We start from the raw sequence: 22,813 nt of genomic DNA, 5'->3' as shown, positions 1-22,813 counted from the left end.
TGCATACAGCCACAAAGAAAAAAAGCCATCAATTTCTATTGATGAACTGATGGCTTAAACCGATCTCGGGTTAATTAACCTGATTTCGGAATAAACAGTGAGTTAATCAACTAACGTAACCAGGCAGCCTATTTTCTGTTTAGACATCATGTCAGTTAACTTGAAAGCTTTTCACTTTCCTTGTTTTTAGCCATAGTGACGCTACGCTCCTTTATATGATCATTTCGAGGCAAAGGATATGCGTCGTCAATTTGGTTTCTCACTTTTAGAAAGCTTAGTTTGCATCACCATTATTCTTATTGTTAGCGCGTTGACGCTACCATTTCTTAGTTCGTCGTTACGCGCTAACAATGCTGAATTTAAGTTAGAGGCATTAAGGCGTGCAATTAACTTTGCTCGTATTAAAGCTGTTGCTAATGATGCGACTGTCACACTTTGCCCCTTAAACAAAGACCGTTGCGACAAACGTGATTGGCATAAGTCTATTACGATATTTGTAGACTATTACCCTGTAGGTATTTTTACAGGTAAAGACGTTAAGTTAAGTGTATTTGACTCAACAACGCGTGGAGATACATTAGTTTATCCTCGCCATGCTGTGGTATTTCGCCGTTTTGGCCACCTTGCAGGGTTATATAATGGTACGTTTATTTACTGCAATAGTAGCAATACATCAGGACTTGCACTATCAGTTAGTTACACTGGACGTAGTACACTTAAAGATACTGAGAAGTGTAATCAATGAGGGAGTGACATCTCCCTCATGATGTGTGCTTATCGCTCCCAACAACGATCAATTTGGGCTTGCCCTACTACGCCAGCTACGCCACGCACACCAAGCTCGTCAATTGTTAGTGCTGGACATTCTTGGTCTCCTCTTACTGGGCCCGCAGTTGCAGTTGCAACAACCCTGAACGTATCTACAGTGACATTTTGTAAGGTAATAACAAAGTAACCATTACCTGTTTCCCGAGGTACTCCTATTGCACCTAAATCATTGGAGTAGCGACGATTATCAACAAAAAACTGTTCTTGCTTATTTGCTGCATCGAGCAACACAGCCATCGCCTCAGCACGTGCACCTCGTCTGACGTAGTCAGTATAATTAGGGTACGCTATAGCTGACATGATGCCAATTATTACCACCACTATCATGACTTCGATTAACGTAAAGCCCCGACGATTATGAGGTAGCCCGTTAATTTTTCTCATCACTTTCTTCCCGTTTATAGATGTAAAGCTGCCTAGTTCTTATTCCTGTACTTTTACTTTTAAAAATTTCGATTAAACCATTTTCTCCGACGACAGGAACCGGCTCACTCGGAATACTTGGTGGCGCAAATGGCGTACTTGCATCAGGACCGGCTTCAATACCAGGACCTGGGATATAAACCACGTTTTCTCTCACGATCATGGTCGGTGTATCAGGTAAGTCTTGTGATGTAATATAGGTTTTACCTGTTCCATAATGAAGATGAAACATATAAAGCTGTCCTTTACCACCTGTCAATGTGCACTGTTGTGTTGTCTGATCAGCTGGCGTAAAGGAAGTATAATATGCAACTCCACCAATAACTGTTGTCGCAGCTAAGGACTTTTCGCCGCCGGATAGCTGATATTTCCAACCTTTAAATTTACTAAGCTCTACCTCTAGGTTGATAAATGTATTTAGATCGCTAACAGCATTACCAAATGGGTCGTTTTTCATTTCCATTAACTCTTCAACCACAATGGGTTCGGGAATATCATTAACGAACGACTGTGTTTTGGTGTGTATATCTCGGATCATAAATAAATAGTCAGTCACACTTGAATCTGTTGGTTTGGAACGGTTGCCACTACCAATGACAATAGCGTCAAATGGCGTGTCTTTCCTATCGATTCGAGTATCATTAACATTGTCTCTGTTCACTGTCTTTGTGACTTGGCTATAGAATGTCCTTGCCACAGTCGGGCGATAGAAAAAACGCCTATCTTGATCAGCTGCGGAGCTGCCTAAACGGGCAAGCTCAAAGTGTGTCCAAGGCTCGTCGCTATCATTGGGATTTGGACCAGGAATATCAATTCTCCAAATACTACCTGCGGTGTCGGCCAAATATATTCTGTCAACAAAGCCATCATAATCAGAGTCAGTCAGTGTTGGCTCCGCTACGATACTATGCTTTCCTTTAAAAGCATCACCTGTTAGTGACCAAACAATATCAGCATTGCTAGACATAATATCAACCATGTAAAGCCCTACGCCCTTATTGTCTTTATCTTCTGATCTCGAGACATTATCTTTATTCGTGTTATAACCCGCGGCGAATATTAATACAGGCCTTTCTTTTTGTTTTTCAATAAAAGAAACAACCGGCTTCGACCACGTTTGCCCTAGGTGATTAAACTTGGTCTTGTCACCAGAAATAGGCCCACCCCACAATAATTTAGGCGAATCAGGGTCGGTAATATCAAAGCCATAATACTCATTCCCGCCGCGTCGCAAACCAACAAACGCCCAGACTTTATCACCATTATCTACTTTGTGGTTCTTATTTAGGTCATGAAAATAAGTCGTAATTGGACCATCGACCCCATAAATTTTTGTTTCTGGTTTTTGTGTCTTAACTGAGTTTAAGACTGGCAGCAGCTCTCCAGGAATAAACGCCCAGCTCTCACTAACACTATTACCACTGTCTTTAAACATATGCAGCATACCAGCATTCGTACCGACGAGAATACGGACGTCTCCATTACCATAGTCAACCGTAGCAGGCTTTGAGTGAAGTGGATCGGCGAAAATATCCGCTCTTCTTTCTGAGCGGTTACTGTCGCCATCATCATCGTCAACATCTTGACCCATCGCCCAATCAAAAACTTCTTGTAATTGGCCCTCACTTGCCCCACTCATCTCCATAGCTGAAGCTAAACTAGCATGATCTCCGTAGGTATTTTTACCATTAGTATAGGTAAAACTAACCAGTGCACTGCCACCAAAATCAGATAGTACCTTTCTGCTGATCTGATTTTGAAGCGCGTAATTTACTCCGCCTTTTTCTATATTGTTACCATCTTTTGAGCCTGGTTCAGACCAGTAGGTTGTAACGTTAGTTGAAATGGCTCCTTTGCTGTCAATTGCTGACGTTTTCTCTTGGCCAATTATCTTCTTATTCTCGAACTTTAGCTTTTTTAAGTTACCACGCCAGCGTGTATGAGTTTCAGGCTTGAACAAAGTATAATAAAGCGCATCACCAGTTTGCGTTTGATCTTCTGCATTAGCAGAAACGGTTGGCGAGCTGAAGCTAGCGCTAATGTTACGAATGTTGGTGATGGTAGTTTTTAGTACGTCTGATAACTCATTTGCGCTATTAGCATGAAGGTATTGTCCACCGCCCTGCTCTGCGGTTTCAGCAAGTAAATCCTTACCTAGCTCTGACATCCCATTACCAAATCCAATGGTAAATACACGTGCAAAATCATGTTCATCTGGGGTAGTCGGATATAAGTCAACCTTTACCTGCGAAGTACCACGCATGGCTTTTGCTAATGCTGGTAAGTAGTTTCTGGTAACGCCAGAGCCTGCATTTACATCAAAATAATCCGGATATGCGCCATACACAGAATAATACTCATTGACTATGCTATTATTCGAGTCGGTATCACTAGTTGGATCGCCATCTGTCATCAAGATCAAATTTACAGATGTATCACAGCGCTCTTCTGCACCGGGCTGACGCTTAAATGCAGAAATGTAATCACCACCACTTTCAATACTTCTATCTCGGTCATAGCCACCATTCTCTCCCCAATATACATCTCCGCCTTTTAAGTAGTTATAAAGCTCCCACAGCGTTTCTGATAGCGGAGTTGACCCCGATGCTGGCAAGGCGTTTATTTTATCTACAATATCAGACTGGCTGCTGCCAATGCCATTTAAAATATATCCACCACTTGATGAATACAGACGAGATAAGCCAAATTGAATGTCATCATTCTTAGTTACTAAGTTACGCATGGCGTCTTTAGCAACCTTTAAACGGCTATCGGCACAACCTTGAACAGCTTGGTTATATCGGTTAGCTTGGTAGCAATTACTACCGTTAAAGCACTCGGCCTCTCGATAGCCATACCGCCAGCGTCCTCTATACCTGTAAGAGTAACGTTCATAGCAGGTTTTACCATTTTGTGAATCCCAAGCCATACTACCTGAGGTATCAAAAAGCATCAAAACTCTCGGCTGCTCCCGAGTTGATACATTGTGTTTAACATAAAGTTCTATATCTTCCGCTTTTGCAGTCTGTAGCACTATTGCTATAACGGTAATAACATAAAAGAGCTTATTCATAGTCTGTACTCGAGAAATACTAGTTAGAAACACTGACAATTTCTTGGCCGATTCCCATCACAATTGTGACATTGTGACGACCCTTATCACCATACTCCACCGTGGCCTCTACCTCTGTCATGTTGCAAACAAAGCCTGCGGTATAATCAAATTGGCGTGGGCAAAATAGTTCCAGCTCACCATTATTTAAATTCGTCACCGTAGCTTGAAGACCGCCAGGAGTCTGTACTGTTGCACCATCATCAGCGAGCTGCTGCCGTGAACGTAAAAAGACGTTGTCTGCCGCCCTTTGTTCTTGCCTGATCAGACGCTGCATTTCACCAAATAACAGGCTTTCAGCTTCTTCTCGCTCCATCACCGCATGTGTCATTTTAATATCCAGTGTACTGGTGCTCATCAGTGTCACCGCTATCGCCATCACAGCCACAACCATTACCATGGCCATGATCAAAACTACTCCTCGCTGTCTTACATTTCCCACGATGAGCCTCCCATGTTGTACATTGAAATAGTGGTTGAGAATACGGTGCGACGAATAGCGTCGGTGTAGGTCAGCTCACGTCTATTTGGGTCATTTCCTAAAGTGTATGTTCGTGCCTGTACGCCAAAGTCAGGATCTGGTTGCAATACCCTAACCAATACAAAAAGCTGTAACGACAAAATACCGCGGGTGCCTTCCCAATCGGTTTCAGACATATTGGCTGTGTGTCGATACCTATCAACGCGACCGTCATAGTCAGTATCGAGTCCGAAAACAAAGCGGATTTGTTCAACCCCCTCAATGACCAACTCATCACTCATTCCGCCATTGACGAGCAAACGTTGTCGCCTTAACACCGGAATGGTAAGGGTGCGATTATTGATCACTTGCTGTTCTTCACTGACATAATAAACGTGGTGACTGTATGGCCATAACGTCGCGTTGACACTTGGCATATTAGCGATATTACCCCCAGCAATAAATTCAGCTTGCTCTTGCTGAGCAATAAAGTAATACCTTGTGTCTCGGATCGCCGCCATGTCAGGGACAAGCCCTACTGTTGTGACCGGGTTTCCTTCCAGAAATTTTACTTGTAGTACTTCTGATTGCGGTCTTGCAGATGTGACACAGCCGAGCGCTGTAGCATTAGTCGTAAATGTGGCCCAAATTGGTCTAAAGTTAGCTGGTTGGTTGTTCGGAAAACTGCCATTGTTAATCCCACCAGAACAGTCATTACCAGGGTTTGCTGGCGCACTTTGGTTATCCAGTGTAAACCCTTTGTCGTAAAACGTGCCCCAAAAACCAACTTGTTCAATATCACGACGCATAATTGACAACGCTAAACGCCCTTTTTCCTGAAGCTCTCCGATTTGCATGGTATCGCTTGTCGTGGCTTTCATTCCAACATAGGTGGCAATAACGCCACCTAAAAGCATGGCACCAATAAACATAGCTATCATGATTTCTAGCAAAGTAAAGCCAAGTATTTTTCTCACGGCTCACTCCTAATGAGTACAAATGTCTGCATTACAACCGCCCTGCGCCTATCGTCAGCCACACCACAATCACCTGCGGGGTTATTCTCTAGCGCTGTCATCGCTTGGCGACCGCGCCATGTTACGATAACCTGTACATTGATCCCCGAGGCGTCCGCCCCTGTCGTTGGATTAATACATACAACTGCATTATCCAATGCGCCTGTGTTTTCTCGCGCTCTAATCGCTCGACGCCAATTCGCAATATCCGTCTGTGCAATGGCTGCGGCATTACAAAAGTTGTTATAACATGCCGTTGTGTCTTGTACCGCCTCAGTACTATTAAAATCAACATTGTATAAAGTAGCGATATTCGTTGCATCGTTACTACGAATACGGTGCATAATGTCACTGGCCAACTCAACTGCCGCCGCTCTTTGCATTGAGTCAAAGCTTGCTTGTTTTGCTTTTGCTTGCAGCGCCACCGCGCCTAATAACCCAAAGCTCAGAATCATAAAGGCAATGAGCACTTCTAACAGAGTGAAGCCTTGCTGCCTGTATTTTATCCTCATAGTGGAACCAGAATATTATTATCCTAGGTTCAGTGTAAACAGGAGGATCTGAAACTCAACGTGAAATGGTCTGAAAGGTTTATTTAGCCGATGAACGGTTTATTACAGTAGCGCTTTTAATTGGGAATAAGCTCTTCGACTCACTTCGTATCGTGCAGATAACGACTTTAAACCAACAAAGTGCTTGTGTCCCTGCGACTCCAATACAGCGATATCATTACGATTGACAAGCGTGCTTCGGTGGATTTGTACAAAGTGTGTGGGGAATTTATCCATCAATGCTTTGAGTGATATATCGACAAGTGCATCTGTCCCTGACTTTAACGTAATACGAGTATATTTATCATCTGCTTGTGCCACAAGCACATCGGCTAATTGCACATGACGAAGCTCATTTCCGACATGATAGCTAATCGTTTCTACTTCTGGGAAAATAGTCATCAATAAAGCCATCAACTTATCTTCGCGCAGCGGTTTCACCAAATAGCCATTAGCATGCAAATCAAATGCCTCAAGTGCATATTCTGGGTGTGCTGTTAAAAAAACAATTTTTATCCGAGGAAACCGCTGTCTAAGTTCAGTGGCAAACGTCAGACCGGACTCTCCTGGCATAGAAATATCTAAAAAAATAAGTGTGACCGCCGTTTCATCAAGTACTTGTCTAGCACTTGCTGAGTTATTCGCTTCACCCACACAGACAAATCGCAACTGTTTGTCCATCAATCGTCTAATACGAGCTCTTGCGAGTGGTTCATCATCCACAATGAGGTAAGGTATTAACGTATTCATAACGGTATACAAATAGAAACGGTAAAGCTGTCTTCACTGGCATTAACCTCAAAATCAACAGACGGTTCATAATATAGCGCCAAACGACGCTGGATATTACTCAGACCAATACCATGACCTTGGTGAGTAGGTTGTAATGTTGGATTGTAGGAGTTGGCAATCACTATCGTCAATATGCGCCCAGCTCGATGGATAGAAATTTTAATATCTGCACCAATGGGGTTTGGCTCAACAGCATGGCTTACTGCATTTTCTACGAGCGGCTGCAAAATAAGTGCAGGGATACGCTCATCTCCTATGATATTTTCTAGTATCCAGTCATCCCTCAAGCGCTCAGCAAACCGCCAGCGTTCTAGATCCAGATACGCTTTACACATTTGAATTTCATCGTCTAAACGTACAACACTTTGGGTTGACATCGCTGCACGGGATAAATCAGCTAGTGCTAGCGCTGATTTTTCTGCATTGCTCGGATCCAGATGTATCAACTCAGCAACCGTATTTAACGTATTATATAGAAAGTGCGGTCGGATCCTTGCCTGCAATGCTTCTAGTTCAGCCCGAGATAATGCTTCTACCTTGCGGATGTTGTCTGTAAAAATTGCGAGAAAGTGAGCAAAGATAGTCATAATGCACAAACACATTGCAATGTTCCGCCAAAGGTTGATCTCAACTTTGGCTTCATCAATCCATCCAAGTAGCGTAAATAAGTAAGGAAAGAACCAACTGGTGAGCGCCGTTGCCATCACAAACACTAAGATAAGTATGCCTGCTTCAACAAGATCAGAGCGAGTTTCTACGAAGCGACGTATCACTACTAAGATAGTGAGAGATAAAAAGCTCGTGAAGTGAATAAATAAGCTAACAAGACCCAAACTCTGCCAAAATGGTCCTGAAATGATCAAAGAGTATAAAAAAGCAAAGAGCTGCGAGGCAACTAGTAAAGCCAGTATGCCTCGCTCTGATAATAGTGCTGACAACAACCTAATTCTCGGTGTCATCGCCCTATCCTGCTATCTCAGCTCGACAGGAACTGCAAAGACAACATTTTCTTCTTGCCCTGGATTTTCAACAACGGTTTTACCGCCAAGTTCCTGAAGCCGAGTTATAACTTGCTGTACTAATACTTCAGGTGCCGATGCTCCTGCTGTCACACCAACTTTTTCGACATTTGATAACCATGACTCATCGATGGAAGAGGCGTCGTCAATCAAAAAAGATTTAGTGCCCATTTTATCCGACAACTCTCTCAAGCGATTCGAGTTTGAGCTGTTTTTAGCACCAACAACAAGAAGTAAATCAACTTTGTCTGCCAAGTCACGTACCGCATCTTGACGATTCTGGGTCGCATAACAAATGTCATCTTTACGCGGGCCACTTATGTTTGGGAACTTCTCTCGCAGAGCGTCTATAACGTCAGCTGTATCATCGACAGAGAGTGTCGTTTGGCTACAATAAAACACGTTATTGGCATCTTTAACTTCAAGCACCGCTACGTCTTCGGGTGTCTCAACAAGATAGATACCACCATTAGGGTTGTCATATTGCCCCATCGTCCCCTCAACTTCAGGGTGACCATGATGTCCAATCAGCACACATTCAGTGCCTCTTCGACTAGCGCGAGTTACTTCCATATGCACTTTGGTCACTAACGGGCAAGTAGCGTCAAACACTTTCAGCTCTCTGCGCTTTGCTTCGTTACGGACTTGCTGAGAAACACCGTGTGCACTAAAAATGACGATACTGTCATCGGGTACCTCATCCAGCTCTTCAACAAACACGGCTCCACGAGATTTTAAACCATCCACCACATACTTGTTGTGCACAACTTCATGACGAACGTAGATGGGCGCAGTAAAAATGTCGAGCGCACGCTCAACAATACTGATGGCTCTATCAACGCCAGCACAAAATCCTCTTGGGTTTGCGAGCAAGATTTCCATTAATTGCTTACCTCTAGGATTTCAACTTCAAATGTCACTTTTTGACCCGCAAGCGGGTGGTTGAAATCCACCGTTACCGAATCACCAGCAACTTCTCGGATCAACCCAGGTAGATCAGTACCATCAGGTTGAGTAAAGGCAATAATACTACCAACCTGAGCCGGTGTATCTGCACCAAATTTACTTCTATCAACGTAGTAAATATTGTCAGGGTTTGGTTGCCCAAACGCATCTTCTGGCTCAAGCTCAAACGACTTTTCATCGCCTGCTTTTAGTCCCAGTAAGCATTTTTCGAAGTTTTTAGTTAAGCTGCCATCGCCCATAAAAAGCTTGGCTGGTTTGTTATGGACCTTAGTCGAGTCGGCCGCTGAACCATCTTCTAACTTTATTGAGAAGTGAAACAAAACCTCTGATTTTGCTCCAATCACTTGTTCATTCACGATTGTTTCTCCTGTGGTTTATCGCCACTGGTAAAGGCATCAAAAATAAGCAGTGCTGCACCACCAACAATTGCCATGTCCGCAACATTAAATGCCGGATAATGCCAATCCTGATAATAAAAGTGCAAAAAGTCGATCACATACCCGTGGATGATCCGATCGAATAAATTGCCAACTGCCCCTCCGAGTACGAGTGAATATGCAAGACCTAACTGCCAATTCGAAGCCGGAAGTTTGCGCAGCCAAAATACTAATAACGTACTAATGGCAATAGCAATACCACTTAAAAAATAGCGCTGCCAACCACCCGCATCACTTAAAAAGCTAAATGCAGCCCCATAATTGTGCATATAGGTTAAATTGAAGATAGGTAGGATATCGATGGACTCATAGAGATCCATTTCGGTCATTACCAGTGCTTTGGTGAAGTAGTCTACTGCAAAAAGCAGTAGACTAAGCCACAACCACACTAAACCACTTTTCTGTGTAGTTTGTGTCACATTTGACTCCTAGGCAAATTGGCGTTGCTCGCCATCACCTTCAACATTACTGATACAGCGACCACAAATATCAGGGTATTGTGAGTCACTACCTACATCATCAGTATAATGCCAACAACGGTCACACTTTTTAGCTTCTGTTGCAGTAACGCTGATAAACAAACCATCTATTTCTGTTGAGATAGCATGTTCAGGCTGGCTATTCACCACCTCTACCACGGCTTTTGAAGTCAATAGTACGAAGCGCAGTTCATCACCGATAGCATTTAATTGCTCAGCTAAATCACCACCCGTGTACAGCGTTACTTCAGCTTGTAAAGTCGCACCAATAACTTCTTCTTTACGCGCATTTTCAAGTACACGGTTCACTTCGTCACGTACTGCCAGTAAGTTCTGCCAGTATTCGTTATTTAGTGACCCTTCTGTTGCACCTTCAATTGCATCATACCAAGTATCAGTAAATACGAACTTTCCACGTTCACCCGGTAAAACTTCCCAGATTTCTTGTGCGGTAAAGCTCATGATCGGCGCCATCCAACGTGTCATCGCCTCAGCGATATGATAAAGCGCTGACTGACAAGAACGACGAGCGTGGCTATCACTTTTCGCGGTGTATTGACGATCTTTAATTACGTCAAGATAGAAAGAGCCAAGCTCACCAGTACAGAAGTTCATAAGCTTTTGTGTAACTTGCAACATCTGATACTTGTCATAGGCTGCTTTGATCTCAGTTTGTAGTTGTGCTGCACGCGCTACAATCCAGCGGTCTAGCTCAACCATATCTTCTATCGCTACTAAGTCAGTTTTTGGATCAAAACCGCTTAGGTTAGCAAGCAAATAACGACTTGTATTACGAATACGGCGATAACGATCCGCTGAGCGCTTAAAAATTTCGTCAGATACCGTCATCTCAGCAGTATAATCTGTTGACGCAACCCACAGGCGCAGAATATCTGCTCCCAGTTTATTCATAATATCTTGCGGTGAAATCACATTGCCCAATGACTTAGACATCTTGTGACCTTTTTCGTCTACCGTAAAGCCATGCGTTAGCACTTGCTTATATGGCGCATGACCGTTGATAGCAACAGAAGTCATCATTGATGACATAAACCAGCCACGGTGTTGGTCAGAACCTTCTAGATACAGATCAGCAGGACCGCTTAACTCCTCGCGGGCATCTACTACACAAGCGTGTGTTACACCAGAATCAAACCAAACATCGAGTGTATCTTGTACTTTAACGTATTGCTGCGCATCTGCATCGCTCAGTAAAGTTGTCGGCTCAAGGTCATACCAAGCCTGAATACCTTTCTCATCTACTAACTTGGCAACGGCTTCAATTAAGCTTTCTGTATCTGGGTGCAGGCTACCTGTGTCTTTGTCAACAAATAGCGCGATTGGTACACCCCAAGTACGTTGACGAGAAATACACCAATCTGGGCGACCTTCAACCATGTTTGCAATGCGGCTTTCACCCCACTCTGGTAACCATTCGGTCTTTTTGATTTCATTCAGTGAATCTGTGCGTAAGTTCGCTTGATCCATACTCACAAACCACTGCGGCGTCGCACGGAAAATAATAGGAGTCTTGTGGCGCCAGCAATGCGGGTAGCTATGCGTCAGTGCCTTATGGCGGAACAGCACACCTTTTTCGTTCAACAGTTCGATAATGCTGTCATTCGCTTTAAACACGTGCTGACCTGCAAAAATTGGCGTGTCCGGTAGATAAACACCATTTGCACCAACAGGGTTTGCAACTTCAAGGCCATAAGCCTGACCTGCTACAAAGTCTTCTTGACCGTGACCAGGTGCCGTATGAACAATACCAGTACCTGAATCTGTTGTTACGTGCTCACCTAAAATCACTGGAACATCAAAGTCCAAGAATGGGTGTACAACACGAAGATTTTCAAGTGCTGCGCCTTTTGCATACCCTAATACATGGAAGTGCTTAAAGCCAAAACGGTCTACTGCATCTTTGACTAATTCAGAGCCAAGTACAATTCGCTGCTCTTGACCTTCATCTTCGATTTGTACCAACGCATATTCTAGTGCACCATGTACCGCTACAGCGCGGTTTGCAGGCAATGTCCAAGGTGTTGTAGTCCAGATTGCAGTACTTACTTCGCCTTTGCCCTCATGGCCATCGGTCAAGCTAAACACGTCGACAATTGCTGCTTGGTCTGCAAATACAAATTTTACGTCGATAGCTGGAGATTGCTTATCTTGATATTCAACTTCCGCTTCAGCAAGTGCCGAGCCACAGTCTGTACACCAATGAACTGGTTTTGCACCTTTGTGTAGGTGGCCATTTTTGATAATACGACCAAGTACACGAATAGCATTGGCTTCAAAATCAAAATTCATGGTTAAGTATGGTTTGTCCCAGTCACCCAAAACACCAAGACGCTTAAAGTCTACCTTTTGACCTTCAACTTGCTTTTTAGCATAGTCACGGCATTTTTCGCGAAACTCAGCAACTGATACTTTTTTGCCTGGCTTGCCAACTTTCTTTTCAACTTGTAGCTCAATGGGTAGACCATGACAGTCCCAACCTGGCACGTAGGGTGCGTCAAAATCTGAAAGCGTTTTTGACTTAATAATAATATCTTTTAGGATTTTATTTACTGAGTGACCTAGGTGAATATTACCATTTGCATACGGAGGACCGTCATGCAAAATAAATGGCTTTTTACCTTTTTTCGCAATGCGAATTTGACCGTATAAGTCTTCTTCATACCATTTTTTCAGCATCTTTGGTTCGCGTTGCGCCAAATTACCACGCATCGGAAACTCAGTTTCCGGTAGATTTAAAGTATGTTTGTAGTCGCTCATTTATCCTACTTTCCGTATCGGCTACGTTAAAGAAAAACACTGTTTTGCATGACTAACATCTCGGCTGATTTGCTCTGTTAGTTGCGACAATGTTTCGAATTTTTGCTCATCGCGAAGCTTTTCAATCAGCTCCACCTTCATAAATTGACCGTAGATGGTCTCATTAAAATTAAATAGATGCACCTCTAAGAGGGCTTTAGTGCCATTTAACGTTGGTTTAGTACCCACATTAGCTACACCATAATGTGTTTTTTGATTTACCGTTGCAATTACCGCATATACCCCACATACGGGACTGACCTGGCGTTTCAAGGCGATATTTGCAGTACGAAACCCAAGCTCTCTACCCTTTTTCCACCCATGGATAACACGACCAGAGATAGCGTAAGTATGACCCAGCATTTCATGTGCTTGGTTTAAGTCTCCCTGTGCCAGTGCGCTACGGATTAAGGTACTACTCACTCGGCAGTTTTGTTTACGAAAGCTTGCCGTATCCTTAACGTGCATACCAAGTGGTTCACCCACCCGCTTTAGCATCGAAAAATCTCCGGCTCGTTCACGGCCAAAACGAAAGTCGTCGCCAATAGTCAAGGCACGAGTACCGAGCTTAGCTATCAACACATCCCTAATAAATTGCTCGGCATCTTGTGATGCAAACTTATGATTAAAGTTCACACATATCACCCGTTCTATTCCCAATTTTTGCAATAAAACGAGTTTGTCACGCAGTCGAGTTAATCTTGCCGGCGCTTTATCTTTTGCAAAAAACTCCAAAGGTTGTGGTTCAAATAACATCACAGTGCTTGGTAGTTGGTAGTGTTTTGCATCGCTAATCAGCCCTTTCAAAACTTCTACATGTCCCAGGTGAACCCCATCAAAGTTTCCAATCGTCAACACACAACCAAAGTGATGTGGTCGAATATTATGGATCCCTCGGATTAGTTGCATAGTGCCGTGCCTTTGTGCAGCAAATATCAAAGAGCTCGATTATACCCAAGTTGCTTAAAAATGCGAATCAAGCATCACGGATTGTGTTGAATCTTACCCCTAGCATAAATAGTAGACTGAAATAGCTCACTATCGCGACCGTTAATAAACCACAAAGTAATAAAATTTGATCTATGAGTCCCCATGCTAGCCAATCAAATTGTATTGCCAAACTATATACAGAGATAGCCATAGCCACCGCCGATACAAAGCATTTTGCCGCAAAAGTTAATGAGAACCCACTTACCTTATACACCCCTTGACAAGATAAATGTCGATATAACAAAAACGCGTTGCAAGATGCAGATAAAGAAGTCGCAAGAGCTAAGCCAAGGTAACCAATAAATGGTGCCAACATCAGATTAAATACCATATTGAGCGCCATTGCGATAATCCCAATACGAACCGGTGTTTTGATGTCCTGCCTTGCATAAAAGCCTGGAGCTAAAACCTTAATTAACATAAAGCTAAGTAAGCCAACTGAATATGCTGCGACCCCCATGCTAACTTTATTAATGTTGTCTGCATCTTGCGATACGAACTCACCGTGACCAAATAAAACCGAGATGATAAGTGGGCTTATAACCATTAAACCAAGCATGGCAGGCAACCCCAAAAAGATCACAAAACGCACTCCCCAATCAAGAGTTTTTTGAAAGTCGGAGCCTTTGTCACCCGCATGCAGCTTAGAAAGTGCCGGTAAAATAACGGTAGCAATACCAACACCGAAAAGCCCAAGTGGGAACTCAATCAGTCTGTCCGAATAGTACAGCCATGCAATAGAGCCTGTAACTAAAAACGAGGCAATCATAGTGTCTAATAATAAGTTAATTTGACTCACCGACACGCCAAATAATGCAGGTATCATTAACGTCCTCACTTTTGTCACCTCAGGACTTTGCCAAGCAAACCGCGGACGGCTTAAGACACCAAGCTTTAGCAAAAATGGGAGTTGAAAAAGTAGCTGTACAATACCACCAATAAATACACCTAAAGCCAGTGCATACGCGCCTTGCTCAAATTTATCATGAAGGAAAATAGCGCAAGCGATAATGGTAATATTAAGTAAAACTGGAGTAAACGCCGCGGCCGCAAAGCGGTTATACACATTTAATACTGCGCCACTTAGTGCAACCAAAGAAACAAAAAATAGATAAGGAAATGTAAGTTTTAATAACGCACTTGCAAGGACAAATTTTTCAGCATCGGCTCCCTCTTGCATCCAATCTATAAACCAGCTTGTGCCAAATAATGCAGCAATGACAGGAGAGCCTATTACGCCTAAGATAGTGACACACAGTAAGACGGTTCCCAAGGTACCAGCGGCTTGTGCAACGAATAACCGTACTTTATCGTCGCCATGTTTTTCTTTGATTTCTGATAATACAGGGACAAATGCTTGAGCAAAGGCTCCTTCAGCAAATAATCTACGTAAAAAGTTAGGAATACGGTTGGCGAATAAAAAGACATCGGCGGCCAACCCTGCGCCCAGTAAATTTGCTACTACAGCATCGCGCACCAGACCGAGCACACGCGAAATCATTGTCATCGCGCTGACAATCATACCTGATTTAAATAACCCTTTTATCACCTTAACTCCTAAATTCAGCGATTAGCAGCAAATTATGCCACAGTCGTTGTGCATTTAGCACTAGGCGCGCTCGGTCAGCTTTGCTACAATACGCGCCATTAACCTAAGTAAGCCTATTGCACGTTAGTGGAATATAAACTGTTTACTCTGGTTCGAACCTGAGATTTTCAAGGCACCATGCAAAGCTACGGCTTTTCATTTTTTGTGCAACTTGGGATATTACGGGTTTACTTGCCTGTGTTAGACAAAAAGCATTACCTTACAATGCCTTTTGCTTGCAGGTTAAGAATTGAGAATAGCCCAAGTCAAGTCTTGGGTGTTGAACATTAGGCCGCGCTTGTTAATTTATATTGACTTTTGCGATTAAAACAGGCATATTCCTCGGCCTTTAAATTAAGCTTATTTTAAGATTGTTAGGAGCAAACCTTGGCTAACATCAAGTCTGCAAAAAAACGCGCTATCACTAGCGAAAAGCGTCGTAAGCACAACGCAAGTCGTCGTTCAATGATGCGTACATACTTCAAAAAAGTAATCGCTGCAATTGAAGCTGGTGATAAAGAAGCTGCAACTCAAGCATTTGCTGTTGCTGCGCCTATCCTAGACCGTTACGCAACTAAAGGTCTAATCCACAAAAACAAAGCTGCTCGTCATAAGAGTCGTTTAGTTGCTAAGATTAAAGCACTTTAATTTGTTGCTGGATTGAAAAAACCGACGCTTAGTCGGTTTTTTTATATCTGTAATTCACATGTGTTTATGTCAATGAATGAATTTGGTATAACCACTACACCAATTCTAGATCTGGGTAAAACTTCTTCAACATAGCTGCGATTTTCTTAGGTGAGAATGGCTTTACAACAAACCCTTTTGCGCCACGTTCAATAGCATCTTTTACATTGTCTACCGTTGAGTGGGCGGATACCATAACCACATTGACATTCGGGTTAATCTCGTTAAGCGTCGCAATTAACTCTTTACCATCACCGTCTGGTAACTCAATATCCAAGAAGACAATATCAAAGTGCTGCTCTTCACATGACTTTACGCACTGTGTTGCTGTTGAGGCTTCACGCACATGGTCAATGCCTAAGTGCATCAAGGTTTGATGTAAAAAACTGCGAACTGTCCCTACATCATCAACAATTAAAATAGAGATACTTTGATCCATAGTCCTTTCCCGTAGGCTGTAATGTAAAAATAGGCTATTATATTTAGCATAGAAGCATTATAGAGACCTGCAACTAAAAGGCTACTTAAAGCATGGCAAAAACATCAAAAAAACAATCGCTTTTAGGCCAAGTACAGCCCAGCACCAAAAAACCAATAAAGCGCAAGGTACAAAACCATCGCACCTCACCGCAGCAGGTAGCTGCACTGAAAGCGCAACAAGCAGCAGCACCTCAAAATCAACAAAGTAGCCTAAATGAGGAAAAACCAAAACGCAAAGCAAAGTGGATAATACTTGGTGTGTTACTCGCTTTATTTATTGTTTTTCCAAAGCCAAAGTTAATTACTTATGAAAAATTAGGTCTTGTTGCAAGCAGTGTTTATTGGCCTGGGCTACCAGGGATAGATCCTGTGCTATTTGATTCAAATTTACACCCTCAGCCCGCGCTTGAGCGTAATACACTATACCTATGCCACGATTTGAAAAAACCAGACACGTGCCAAAAGTACCAAATAATCAAACAAGAAGGTTTTATTGCTGCAACCATCAAATTGATTAAAGGATAGCAATAATTATACCTTAAAAGAGGCATTTAACTTTTCAGCGATAAGATTAATTGCATCCACGCTCATTGCCACTTCCAAAAAATGGGTGCAATACCAGCAGTTGATTATTAACAGTAATCTCAATAAAACTAACGCCAACAGCGGGGAGCCAAAAAACATTTATTTTTGAAACAATAGATACTTATCGAAAAGCGCGTGCTTTAATAGTCATCGCTTCTAGTAACTCAGTTCTATCAATCAACTTTCCTGCTATCACATGTACAACCTCCCCCTCTTTTTCCAGTATGCCCTTTACTTCTAGTAGTTGGGCTCCCATATAAGCCTGTTTTTGTGCTCTTGCTGTGCCAGACCAAACAATTACATTCATATTGCCCGTTTCATCTTCCAACGTAAAAAAAGTAACTCCTTTTGCAGTTCCTGGCGATTGCTTTCCAGTGACAAGACCTACCACTGTTACTAAGGACTTATGTGTGCGGTAAAGTAATTCATTTGCTTTCACCGTACGACTGATCAATTTAGCTTGTTCAAGTTGCTTAACTGGATGGGTTCGTAGGGAAACTTTAGTGGTATTGTAATCTTCTCGAAGCTCCTCAAACTCACTGGTTTGAAAGTGATTATATTGGGGTGCAGATTCTTCAAGTTCAACAAATAGTGGCAAAGCCCTACTTTGATCTGCCAAAGACCACCTCGCGGCATAACGACTATCAACAAAGCGATGTAAAGCATCTGCTGAAATCAACTTTTCAATCGTGCTTTTCGCAATACCAACTTGTTGTAACTGTGCGATCCGATGAAACCCACTGTCAGGTCTTTGTTGTGTGATATGCTGCGCCTCAGCCTCACTTAAGCCCTTTATTAGCCTGAGCCCTAACCGAATAGCAAAAGTGTTTGTGTTATCTGCTTTCACAACTAGGTGATGATAGTCTGAGTGGTTTATACAGATAGGTAGAATAGTCACATTATGTCTAGCGGCATCTTGCAACAGCTGTGAAGCCGAATAAAACCCCATTGGTAAGCTATTAAGTAACGCAGTATAAAACATGGCTGGGTAATAGTATTTCAACCATGCAGAGGCATAAGCCAGCACAGCAAAAGAGGCTGAGTGGCTTTCAGGAAAACCATACTCACCAAAGCCACAGATCTGCTCAAAAATACGCTCAGCAAACTGTGCTTCATAGCCCCGCTCCAACATGCCTCGAATGAGCTTTTCTTTAAACTGCATCAGCTCTCCGGTTTTTTTCCATGACGCCATGGCTCGGCGTAGGCTATCTGCTTCTCCTCCCGTGAATCCAGCTGCAACCATAGCCAGTTTTATCACTTGTTCTTGGAAGATGGGAACCCCCATGGTTCTCTCTAATACCGATTTAACCGCTTCAGATGGATAGCTTACCTGCTCTTCTCCCTCTCGGCGCTTTAAAAATGGATGAACCATATCACCTTGAATAGGTCCTGGCCGTACGATTGCAATTTGAATCACCAAATCATAATAGCAAGCAGGCTTGAGCCTTGGTAGCATACTCATTTGAGCGCGTGACTCCACTTGGAATACCCCGATACTATCGCCTTTTTGCAGCATCTTGTAAACCAAAGGGTCGTCTTGCATACGCGTTAATTGGGCTAAATCCAAGCTTTTATCTGTATGTTGAGCTATATAACCAAAGCACTTACGTATTGCGCTTAACATTCCCAACGCAAGTACATCCACTTTAAGCAGCTTTAGTGTTTCTAAGTCATCTTTATCCCATTGAATAATCGTGCGCTCGGGCATGGCTGCATTTTCTGTGGGAACTAGCTCATGCAGCGGGCTTTGTGAGATCACAAAGCCGCCAACATGCTGTGATAAGTGCCTTGGAAAACCAATAATTTCATTTACAAGTTGAATAAAATGCTGTCCCTTTAGCGAACTTGGTTCAAAACCAAGCTCAACCAACTGCGCTTGCCAATTAAGCCCTTTATCACGCCTATTCAAGTGCTTAATAAAGTACTCTATTTGCGCCATCTCAATGCCTAGAGCCTTACCGACATCACGCATTGCACTTTTTAAACGATATGTGATCACCGTTGCAGCAAGCGCAGCCCGTTTGCGGCCATACTTATTGTAAATATACTGAATAACTTCTTCGCGGCGTTGATGTTCAAAGTCCACATCAATATCCGGCGGCTCATTGCGCTCTTTACTGATGAAACGTTCAAATAGCACGCCCACTTGTCTAGGATCGACTGCGGTAATTTCCAAACAATAACAAACGACAGAATTTGCCGCTGATCCGCGTCCTTGATACAGGATGTCATGTTGCTTGGCATACATCACAATATCGTGAATAGTAATAAAGAAAAATGGATAGTTTAGCGCTTCAATTAGTGCCAACTCTTTTTCTATTGTCGCGGCAATTTCTGGCGGCACACCATCTGGAAAACGAGTTTTTTTACCTTTTTCAACCAGTGAACGTAAGTAAGCCATAGGTGTTAACCCTTGAGGCACAAGCTCTTGAGGATATTGATACGCTAAATTGGATAAATTAAAATCACATTGCCTAGCAATATGCTCACTCTCTTCAAGTAAGCTAAGTGCATATAGCTTTTTGAGCTTGGGAATAGGCCTAAGCGCAAACTCAGCATTGCTGATCATAAACTCAGGAATATCACTGATCACACGATTCAAGCGGATAGCGGTGAGCGTATGCTGTAGCGCCAGTCTGGATGGACAGTGCATTAATACCCCACCAACTGCACATAGAGGTATATGATAGGCTTTTGCAAGTTTGATACAATGCGCAAAATAACGGTCGTCTTCTACAGCTAATTTGCGCTGATAAGCAATCCATACTCTGTCGTGATGATATTTACAAAGCCACTGTACTGATTGAGTATCTTGGATATTGCCTTGTGGTAGCCACAATAGTAAAACATGTTTAAGGGACATAATATCCCATTCACTCAGTTGATAAGCACCCTTTTCACTGCGTCTACGAGCGTTGCTAATCACTCTACATAGTTCAGAATAAGCAAGTTGATTTGGACAAATCGCAACAAACTTAATGTTCTGGTATTTTAATAGGCTCCCTATAATAAGCTTTATCTTGAGCTTATGCTCTTGTATATAGGCGTGAGCACGAACAATACCCGCTAATGAACACTCATCGGTAATAGCAATAGCACTGTAACCTAAAAAGTCCGCTTGTTTTACCAGCTCTTCTGGTCGTGAAGCTCCGGTTAAAAACGAAAAATTACTCTGGCAAAATAGCTCTGCATACGACATTAACTAAACACCCCATGGATATACCATTGATTACTTTGCTCGCGAAATACCCATAAATGCTGGTCTTGTTGGTTTTGCACAATAAAATAATCACGTTGAACTGGCTCACCATCCCACCATCCGGATACTATTCGCTCAGGGCCTGAGATGACTCTGACTTTTTCACATAAAGGCCGTGGCTCAGACAACAAAATAGTCGGCCTTGGTGGAGTTTGAATATTGCTAATATCAGGTGTACGACTATACGTACTGGCTTTCTCGGGGCGAGGATCTCCCGTTAATTTTAGGTGCTGCACAGCTTGATCACCAAGTTTTGTACATAAGATAGATAATAACCCCTGCTGGGATATCGCACTTTGTTGGGCTGAAAATAAATCCTGCACCGTAGCATGTTGTGTTTCTAGTTCATCGACTTTTAACGATACGCTTTGTACTGGGGCCTCGAGCGTAATAGACTCCAGTTTTAGATCTAGCAGTCGTCGCCAATATGATATTCGATATTCGGGCTCAGCACTGTGTAACGTGACCTCCAAAGCGTTTTTGTCTCTCAGCACAAATGTAAAGTTGACAGCTCTGGTCACTAGACTGCGTTTTTGTAAAAACATCGATAAACGTGATAATAGATACCCTATTGGCTTATCTAGCCACGCAACCACTTCCACTTCATATAGTAAAGGGGCTGTTAGTTCGAATACCTCAGGAGGATGATAAAAAGTGGGAGCTTCTCTTAGCTTACCAAATAAGCAACCAACATAATGCACCAGCTCAGTATCAAACCGTTTTGCTAATTCAGACAGCGTAAACTGTTCCAGCTGCGCTACCGTTTTCACGCCTGTGCGCATCAGCTTATCTATCACTTTTTCTGCAAGAGTCGTGTGCTGCAACGTCACTTTACTCAACGCATAACGAGTTTGTGAGGCGGTTAATTGCAAAGTATCGTTGTGGCTCCGCGCTAATAGCTTAGCCATGGTTATTGATGCGCCAACACCATAGTGATAGCTGACCTCTAATTGACGTAGTTGCTCGGTAATCACGAGCCAATAGCAGCTCAAATCTTTGTGTAAAGACAACATGCCATCCACTTTAAGCGCAATACCATTAGGTGACTCTATCACCAAATCAGCGCTAACTTGGTACAGTGCATCTGCAATTTCAAGCAACTGTTGACGCTCTAGCTGGCTATCATATGCTAAAACATGAAGCTGCATACATAATGCGCAGACCGTACCTAATCCCATGCCAATTTTTATGCCTTTTTGCTCTGCAACAGAGTTTAATTGCACTACCTGATTCTTGCGCCCATCAATGATAACAACAGGCGAGATAAAATCAGTTGTAGTTGCTTGCTTACTTATTCCCTCCAGCTGCAGCATTGGAAAATAAAGATATATCCACATAATTAGCTCGTTAACCGCTGATCATATCCACAAGGCATGGTGATACTCTCATCTATATTCGGTAAGGTTTGCTTTTCAAGTTCCGGCCAGTAGTTTGTATTACGCAGCTTAATGGCATGCTGGGAAAAAGACCCTCTTTGCTTTTTTATCGACACCTGTAAGGCACAGGGCTTTGCCTCTAGTACCAAAGAAAGGGAAAAAGGCAAGGTACTCATATATTGCCCTTGATGTAAAACAAATAACCGACTATCGCCAGATTGCGCAGCTAACTGCAAACGCTTCACCACAGCGATAGAAAGCGCATCCTGCCAAAGTACTACAGCACTCGATGCTCCACTTTTTAAACATTGCTCAGCAGCCCATAATGCTTCGCTATCGCTTTTTGGCTGCAATATTACAAACTCACTTAAGTCTAGTGATAAGTAATTAATTGCAGCAGCCTGCACTCGACCCGGTGGATTAATTAACACCTTTAAGCGCTTTTCTTGTGTAAAATGAGGCAGTATTAGACGCAGCTCCCCTATACCAACAGCTGTTTGAATATCTATCACACCATGCTTAGGCCAACCTCCTTGCAAAGCACTATCAAGCAAGGTAAACCCGGTACTTACCGCTTCAGGCTTACATACTCGACCACGTCCGCGCCAAAGCAAATTTTTATGCTCAAGAAGCTCTAGATAATTAGCCATAACCCACCAATACTGTTTATATATACAGTATATTTAAATCTGTAAGGATCGCAAGTAGATCATAAAAAATCGAGATAGGGCCTCGCTCAAAAGCATAGGAGTGAATATGGGTTCAGCCAAAAACTTATGTTAGTTTGTTTAGAAACATGAACTATGTTGAAGCAAAAGGTTTGCTACTTATACCAATTCGCTTAATTAAGTGATCTATTTTAAGGCGAGAGAATCTTGTCGATAACCAGGCAAAAATTTTGCTATTTAGTTGTTCTAAATAAGAAATTTTTAACGCAGTTAGCGTCAG

20 protein-coding genes and 1 pseudogene are annotated in these 22,813 nt (G+C 42.7%); 4 read left to right on the top strand and 17 right to left on the bottom strand.

The features are described from left to right. Nucleotides 1-238: 238 nt before the first annotated feature. A complete protein-coding gene (locus tag HUZ36_RS21035) occupies nt 239-745 on the top strand; it encodes a GspH/FimT family pseudopilin (RefSeq protein ID WP_176033897.1) in 507 nt (168 codons plus the stop codon). A gap of 29 nt (nt 746-774) precedes the next feature. Here HUZ36_RS21035 and HUZ36_RS21030 read toward each other — a convergent pair whose 3' ends face one another. From HUZ36_RS21030 to murJ, 13 genes are all read right to left on the bottom strand, one after another. Beyond that, nucleotides 775-1,212, bottom strand: coding sequence for a type IV pilin protein (locus tag HUZ36_RS21030; RefSeq protein ID WP_176033896.1), 438 nt, complete (start codon nt 1,210-1,212; stop codon nt 775-777). Beyond that, nucleotides 1,199-4,324 (bottom strand): pilus assembly protein, encoded by a 3,126-nt coding sequence (locus tag HUZ36_RS21025; RefSeq protein WP_176033895.1) that lies wholly within the window; start codon nt 4,322-4,324, stop codon nt 1,199-1,201. Before HUZ36_RS21025 ends, HUZ36_RS21030 begins: the two co-directional genes overlap by 14 nt. Nucleotides 4,325-4,343: 19 nt before the next feature. Further along, nucleotides 4,344-4,805, bottom strand: a complete 462-nt coding sequence (locus HUZ36_RS21020; RefSeq protein ID WP_128731381.1) for a pilus assembly protein PilX — start codon at nt 4,803-4,805, stop codon at nt 4,344-4,346. Then, on the bottom strand, nt 4,793-5,800 hold the full coding sequence (locus tag HUZ36_RS21015) for a PilW family protein (RefSeq protein WP_176033894.1): 1,008 nt from the start codon (nt 5,798-5,800) through the stop codon (nt 4,793-4,795). The genes HUZ36_RS21020 and HUZ36_RS21015 overlap by 13 nt, the downstream gene beginning before the upstream one ends. Continuing rightward, the gene (pilV, locus tag HUZ36_RS21010) at nt 5,797-6,351 is read right to left on the bottom strand and encodes a type IV pilus modification protein PilV (protein ID WP_128731379.1); all 555 of its coding nucleotides are present in this window, start codon (nt 6,349-6,351) and stop codon (nt 5,797-5,799) included. The genes HUZ36_RS21015 and pilV overlap by 4 nt, the downstream gene beginning before the upstream one ends. A gap of 102 nt (nt 6,352-6,453) precedes the next feature. Further along, a complete protein-coding gene (locus HUZ36_RS21005; RefSeq protein WP_176033893.1) occupies nt 6,454-7,140 on the bottom strand; it encodes a LytR/AlgR family response regulator transcription factor in 687 nt (228 codons plus the stop codon). Beyond that, nucleotides 7,137-8,141 (bottom strand): sensor histidine kinase, encoded by a 1,005-nt coding sequence (locus tag HUZ36_RS21000; RefSeq protein ID WP_128731377.1) that lies wholly within the window; start codon nt 8,139-8,141, stop codon nt 7,137-7,139. Before HUZ36_RS21000 ends, HUZ36_RS21005 begins: the two co-directional genes overlap by 4 nt. 12 nt (nt 8,142-8,153) lie before the next feature. Continuing rightward, entirely contained in the window at nt 8,154-9,083 is a 930-nt protein-coding gene (gene ispH / locus HUZ36_RS20995) for a 4-hydroxy-3-methylbut-2-enyl diphosphate reductase (protein ID WP_128731376.1), read from the bottom strand. After that, a complete protein-coding gene (fkpB, locus tag HUZ36_RS20990; RefSeq protein ID WP_176033892.1) occupies nt 9,083-9,523 on the bottom strand; it encodes an FKBP-type peptidyl-prolyl cis-trans isomerase in 441 nt (146 codons plus the stop codon). The genes ispH and fkpB overlap by 1 nt, the downstream gene beginning before the upstream one ends. Next, nucleotides 9,520-10,023 carry a signal peptidase II gene (lspA, locus tag HUZ36_RS20985; RefSeq protein WP_125254256.1) on the bottom strand — a complete coding sequence of 168 codons (504 nt, stop codon included), beginning with the start codon at nt 10,021-10,023 and terminating at the stop codon, nt 9,520-9,522. Before lspA ends, fkpB begins: the two co-directional genes overlap by 4 nt. Nucleotides 10,024-10,032: 9 nt before the next feature. Then, nucleotides 10,033-12,861: an isoleucine--tRNA ligase gene (gene ileS, locus HUZ36_RS20980; RefSeq protein WP_128731374.1), complete on the bottom strand. Its 2,829-nt coding sequence runs from the start codon at nt 12,859-12,861 to the stop codon at nt 10,033-10,035. A gap of 21 nt (nt 12,862-12,882) precedes the next feature. Next, nucleotides 12,883-13,809 (bottom strand): bifunctional riboflavin kinase/FAD synthetase, encoded by a 927-nt coding sequence (gene ribF, locus HUZ36_RS20975; RefSeq protein WP_128731373.1) that lies wholly within the window; start codon nt 13,807-13,809, stop codon nt 12,883-12,885. A gap of 67 nt (nt 13,810-13,876) precedes the next feature. Next, nucleotides 13,877-15,439: a murein biosynthesis integral membrane protein MurJ gene (murJ, locus tag HUZ36_RS20970; protein ID WP_368659810.1), complete on the bottom strand. Its 1,563-nt coding sequence runs from the start codon at nt 15,437-15,439 to the stop codon at nt 13,877-13,879. 426 nt (nt 15,440-15,865) lie between these two features. Here murJ and rpsT point away from each other — a divergent pair, with 426 nt between their 5' ends. Together rpsT and HUZ36_RS22005 are read left to right on the top strand one after the other, a co-directional pair. Then, nucleotides 15,866-16,126 (top strand): 30S ribosomal protein S20, encoded by a 261-nt coding sequence (gene rpsT / locus HUZ36_RS20965; RefSeq protein WP_010370978.1) that lies wholly within the window; start codon nt 15,866-15,868, stop codon nt 16,124-16,126. 28 nt (nt 16,127-16,154) lie between these two features. Beyond that, a pseudogene (locus HUZ36_RS22005) lies at nt 16,155-16,202 on the top strand (DUF3789 domain-containing protein); the annotation flags it as partial. A gap of 18 nt (nt 16,203-16,220) precedes the next feature. On the opposite strand, the gene HUZ36_RS20960 reads toward HUZ36_RS22005, so the two are convergent. Next, complete coding sequence (locus HUZ36_RS20960) at nt 16,221-16,604, bottom strand: response regulator (RefSeq protein ID WP_125254259.1); 384 nt, start codon at nt 16,602-16,604, stop codon at nt 16,221-16,223. A 92-nt stretch (nt 16,605-16,696) separates the two neighbouring features. Here HUZ36_RS20960 and HUZ36_RS20955 point away from each other — a divergent pair, with 92 nt between their 5' ends. Beyond that, nucleotides 16,697-17,170, top strand: coding sequence for a hypothetical protein (locus tag HUZ36_RS20955; RefSeq protein WP_176033891.1), 474 nt, complete (start codon nt 16,697-16,699; stop codon nt 17,168-17,170). 181 nt (nt 17,171-17,351) lie between these two features. On the opposite strand, the gene HUZ36_RS20950 is transcribed toward HUZ36_RS20955, so the two are convergent. Genes HUZ36_RS20950 through imuA form a run of 3 tightly spaced genes read right to left on the bottom strand, consistent with a single transcriptional unit; the run spans nt 17,352 to nt 22,515 of the window. Continuing rightward, complete coding sequence (locus HUZ36_RS20950) at nt 17,352-20,429, bottom strand: error-prone DNA polymerase (RefSeq protein ID WP_176033890.1); 3,078 nt, start codon at nt 20,427-20,429, stop codon at nt 17,352-17,354. Further along, nucleotides 20,429-21,826, bottom strand: coding sequence for a Y-family DNA polymerase (locus HUZ36_RS20945; protein WP_176033889.1), 1,398 nt, complete (start codon nt 21,824-21,826; stop codon nt 20,429-20,431). Before HUZ36_RS20945 ends, HUZ36_RS20950 begins: the two co-directional genes overlap by 1 nt. 2 nt (nt 21,827-21,828) lie before the next feature. Further along, nucleotides 21,829-22,515, bottom strand: a complete 687-nt coding sequence (imuA, locus tag HUZ36_RS20940) for a translesion DNA synthesis-associated protein ImuA (RefSeq protein WP_176033888.1) — start codon at nt 22,513-22,515, stop codon at nt 21,829-21,831. Nucleotides 22,516-22,813 lie beyond the last annotated feature (298 nt).

Source organism: Pseudoalteromonas sp. McH1-7 (assembly GCF_013366255.1).
Lineage (GTDB): Bacteria > Pseudomonadota > Gammaproteobacteria > Enterobacterales > Alteromonadaceae > Pseudoalteromonas > Pseudoalteromonas peptidolytica.
Note: the sequence above shows the minus strand (reverse complement) of the source record. Positions and strands in the feature narration are given on the sequence as shown.